This is a genomic window from Cyanobium sp. NIVA-CYA 375, assembly GCF_056108345.1.
Genome location: NZ_JBSYHW010000137.1, coordinates 1 through 3,416, shown reverse-complemented (window position 1 = coordinate 3,416; position 3,416 = coordinate 1). Strand labels below are relative to the sequence as shown.

Genomic DNA, 3,416 nt, shown 5'->3' with positions numbered 1-3,416 from the left:
TCGACGCATTAGTCATGTCCTCAAGCCCCCGGATGTACTGATCAGAGGGGTGACAACTTTCCTGAAACTGGGGGCACATCCTTGGCCAGCCCAACCCCGGCGCCGCCCGCAACCGCTACGTGCCCGATATCAGTAAGGTGCAGCAGCAACTGGGGCTCAGCGTCACCGTTCCCCTGGCGGACGCCATTCGCCGAACCGCCCTATCCTGAAGGAGACCAACGGCCTGGTGTGATGACCTTGTCGCAGCTGCGGTTTCCCCCCGGCCTGCGGCTCACGCCCGTGCAATTTGCCCTTCTATGTGCAGAGAACCGTGAGGCGGTGCTGGAACTCGCCTCCGATGGCCAGGTGCTGGCGATGACGCCCACCGGAAGCGAAACCGGGGGGCGCAACATCGAACTGGTGTTCCAGCTCCAGCGCTTCGGCCGATCAGACACCACCTGGAAGGCGGACGACTCCGTGCTCAGCCCCGACGCCTCCCTGGTGCGTTTCGATCGCTGGTTCGCTCTTACCCCCGAGCAGCGCCGCGGCTTCGCACCGCTTTGCCCTGATCTGGTTGTAGAACTCGCGAGCCCCAGCGATTGGAAGGTCTAAAGGTGTTGACGGCCGGCGCGGAATTCCAGGCTCTGTAGCTGCACCCCTAAACCAGCTGAATGCGTTGTGCGAGCTGCTGAAAGTAGCTTCGTGACCAGATCTCCAGCGGCTGAGAATCCACAACAAAGCGCTCAATGTCCCGGCGGGCGTTCAGCACATCGAGCCCAGCGATTCTTTTTGTGAGCAGCATCTGCAGGTTTTCAGCGCTGAAGTCCTGCTCCTTCGGCCAGTGGCCACTCTGCCGTATGCGTTCCGCCAGGTGCTCCAGATGCAATGGGATGCCGCCGCGCACATACCACTCGAAATCAAACCAATCGCGGCCTTTCACGCGTTGCTTCCACTGGCGAAAAAGCAGCGCATGCATCTTTCCTGCAAACAGATCAGCTAGCGAAAAGCACTTCACGTAGCAGGAGAAAGGCAGCAGCAGCAGCTGCTCCTCCGTCTTAAAGCCAAGGGGTGGGTCAGTGTCGACCTCCAGCTTGATCTTCACGGAGGCAGAACCGGCAAAGGACAGCTGCACCATCGTGGTGCTGGGCTTGAGAAAGGCAGACACGATGGCAGTTCGGATTGTTTTTTGTTTCTCTCGGATTTCCACCGGGATTCCCAGCGCTGCAAACTCCTCTGCAAGACCCTGCAGGTAGGGCTGCAGGGCAAAATCTGGATCCGGTTGCAACAAGGAGAAGTCGAGATCCTCAGAAAATCGCGGTAACTGCTGAAAAATGCGCAGGCAAGTGCCTCCATAGAAGGCTGCCTTGCCAAAGAATCCTCGCCGTACCAGCCCCGCCAAAGCCACCTCCTGCAGCACCTCCCGCAGCGCCTGGTTGCCCTCGGAGTCGCTGGCCTGCGGCACTCGCTTCAGCATCTGCTCCAGTGCGGGATTGAGGTAGGTCTTTGCCATCAACCCAGATCCTGTTGCATCATCTCGATCACCTGCAATAGTGTGCGCAGCTGGCGCTGCTTGAACCCCGCGCTGATGCAACTGCGCAGTTCGTCCAGGCTGAGAACGCGTAGCAGATCGGTATCCAGCCGGAGGTCGTGCAGCAGCCAGCCGCGCAACGCTGAGCGCGAGAGTGGCGGCAGCTCCCGGCTCAGCACCAGCCGGTCGCACAGCGCCTTGGTAGGACTCGCGAGCAGAAACCTCTCCCCAGCTGGGCCCTCTCCAAGCTGCTGGCCGATCGCATAGAAGCGCAGGGGCATGTGACTGTAGGAAAACCGCCCCAGGCTGTTGGTGAAGTTGCGGCTCGGCTTGACTGACGCCGATGTGACTTCAGCCACCCCTTCGGGAATCATGCCGTGAAGAGCCAGGGCATAGTCGAGCGACACGTAGGAGGGGCCATAGAGATGGTTGGCCACCAGCGGCAGACAGACGGGCGTTGAGCGCAGCGGCGCTCCCGTGAGATACAGGCCCCGTCGCAGCGGCTGTAGGGCCCCCTCCCGCAGCCATTCGCTCACTTTGTCGTTGGGGCGCCTGTAGGGGCTGAGCACCTCATCCAAGGCTTCGCGGGCCAGCGGCACCGCCCCAAACCGGCGCAGTGGATGCACCAATCTGTCTGTTTTCAAAGCGATCATCGGAATTTTTCCGATCTTAGCTGTGCCACTGGGGTCAGCCCAGCCGACGAAAGCCAACGGTGCTCGGCTTGGTTGGTTGCTCATCCCTCGCCAACTAGCTGTGGAAGTGTGGCCTGATAGCGGCGATCCTCAGCGATTCGAAGGGCTCGCAGTGTTGGTGGCTGGCCAGGAATTCCTTGGTCTGCAGCTGCAGCTTGATGAGATCCGGCCTGGCTGAACCATGAGCCTGGGACCGACCTATTTTGAAGTCAACCACCGGTCTGGAGTGATGACCCTCTCTGCCAGCCCAGTTTCACTCGACGCTCCTACTCCCTTCCATGCCCTGTCGCCGCTGCGGTTTCCCCCCGGCCTGCGGCTCACGCCTGAGCAGTTCGCCTTGCTCTGTGCCGAAAATCGGGAGGCGGTGCTGGAGTTGGCTGCCGATGGCAGCTTGATTGTGATGACGCCCACAGGCAGTGAAACCGGCGCCCGCAATTCCCGGCTCGAGATGCGCCTGCTTCTCTGGGCTGATCAGCAGGGCGGGTGGAAGGTATTCGGCAGTTCCACTGGCTTCCGTTTGCCCGACGCCTCCGTGCTCAGCCCTGACGCCTCCCTGGTGCGTCTTGATCGCTGGCAGGCCCTCACCCCCGAGCAGCGCCGCGGCTTCGCCCCTCTCTGCCCCGATCTGGTTGTAGAACTCGCGAGCCCCAGCGACGAAGGGCCCCGCGCTCTGACGGCCCTGCGCAGCAAAATGGCCGCTTACCAGGCCAACGGTGCCCGGCTCGGTTGGTTGCTTATCCCCCACCAGCAGGCAGTGGAGGTGTGGCCCGCCAGCGGCGAGCCACAGCGATTTGAAGGGATTGAGGTGTTGGAGGCGGGCCCTGAGTTTCCGGCTCTGCACCTGCATCTTGCAGAGATCTGGGCAGTGTGAGCCGCTCAATTGACCCCAAAATCTTCGCCAGAACCTACCTCTGCCAGAGCTACATGTTCCATTTGCTTTCCAGGCTTATAACGTTGGCTCCGATCAGATGATCAGCATCGCCAACCTCGGCCGTTTGGTGCATAAAACCTTGGCAGAAGCCAAATGCGTTTACATTTTGGACCAGTTTCAGTATGGCCTTGTGTGAAGATAGGCTAATCCCAGTCGGAAACGTAATCACGAAATGACTAATCGGTTTGATAGCCTCCCCTCCACAGATGCCAGAGTTATTCTGCTAATTCCTACAGTGGAGGGCAGAGACTTTCTGCAGCCGCTCCGGCAGGCCGGTGGAGAAGCC

At 60.5% G+C, this 3,416-nt stretch carries 3 protein-coding genes and 1 pseudogene; 2 read left to right on the top strand and 2 right to left on the bottom strand.

What is annotated here, in order from left to right:
• Positions 1-231: 231 nt before the first annotated feature.
• Positions 232-579: pseudogene (locus AC01FP_RS16600) on the top strand (Uma2 family endonuclease); the annotation flags it as partial.
• 58 nt (positions 580-637) lie between these two features.
• On the opposite strand, the gene AC01FP_RS16595 reads toward AC01FP_RS16600, so the two are convergent.
• Both AC01FP_RS16595 and AC01FP_RS16590 read right to left on the bottom strand, forming a co-directional pair.
• On the bottom strand, positions 638-1,489 hold the full coding sequence (locus tag AC01FP_RS16595; protein ID WP_474481771.1) for a nucleotidyl transferase AbiEii/AbiGii toxin family protein: 852 nt from the start codon (positions 1,487-1,489) through the stop codon (positions 638-640).
• Positions 1,489-2,160, bottom strand: coding sequence for a type IV toxin-antitoxin system AbiEi family antitoxin domain-containing protein (locus AC01FP_RS16590; RefSeq protein WP_474481770.1), 672 nt, complete (start codon positions 2,158-2,160; stop codon positions 1,489-1,491). Before AC01FP_RS16590 ends, AC01FP_RS16595 begins: the two co-directional genes overlap by 1 nt.
• Positions 2,161-2,428: 268 nt before the next feature.
• Here AC01FP_RS16590 and AC01FP_RS16585 point away from each other — a divergent pair, with 268 nt between their 5' ends.
• Positions 2,429-3,070, top strand: a complete 642-nt coding sequence (locus AC01FP_RS16585; RefSeq protein WP_474481772.1) for a Uma2 family endonuclease — start codon at positions 2,429-2,431, stop codon at positions 3,068-3,070.
• Positions 3,071-3,416 lie beyond the last annotated feature (346 nt).

Coding starts and splice junctions, on each gene's coding strand:
- AC01FP_RS16595 (WP_474481771.1), bottom strand. CDS start 1,489: ATGGCAAAGACCTACCTCAATCCCGCACTGGAGCAGATGCTGAAGCGA.
- AC01FP_RS16585 (WP_474481772.1), top strand. CDS start 2,429: ATGACCCTCTCTGCCAGCCCAGTTTCACTCGACGCTCCTACTCCCTTC.
- AC01FP_RS16590 (WP_474481770.1), bottom strand. CDS start 2,160: ATGATCGCTTTGAAAACAGACAGATTGGTGCATCCACTGCGCCGGTTT.